Origin of the sequence: Mameliella sp. CS4, from assembly GCF_019392335.1 — a bacterium.
Lineage (GTDB): Bacteria > Pseudomonadota > Alphaproteobacteria > Rhodobacterales > Rhodobacteraceae > Antarctobacter.
The window spans coordinates 1-269 of record NZ_JAHXRQ010000162.1 but is presented as its reverse complement, the minus strand read 5'-3'; the positions used below and the strand labels follow the sequence as shown (position 1 = coordinate 269).

General features: G+C 63.6%; 1 protein-coding gene. It reads left to right on the top strand.

The window, feature by feature from the left end; all coding sequences use genetic code 11:
* A partial coding sequence (locus tag KZZ07_RS26955; RefSeq protein WP_219520042.1) for a UTRA domain-containing protein occupies positions 1 to 225 on the top strand: 225 nt, incomplete at its 5' end.
* Positions 226 to 269 lie beyond the last annotated feature (44 nt).

The window sequence follows — 269 nt, the reverse complement described above, 5'->3', positions numbered from 1 at the left end:
ACCGAGTTGTATGCGCGCAAGTACGACTTGCAGTACGGCCGCGTGCGCTTCGAAATTGTGCCGACGTCATTGCCGGTGGAGGCCGCCGGCGCGTTGCGCGTGTCGGTGGGTAGCCCGGGCTTGCGCATCGCCCGGGTCAACTATGACCAGCACCAGCGCTTGATCGACTGCGACCTGGAGTTCTGGCGGCATGATGCGATTCATGTCGGCGTTGATGTGGTTTAACGCCCGTGGCGAGCCCGCTCGCCACGAAAACTCTGGCGGTCAGG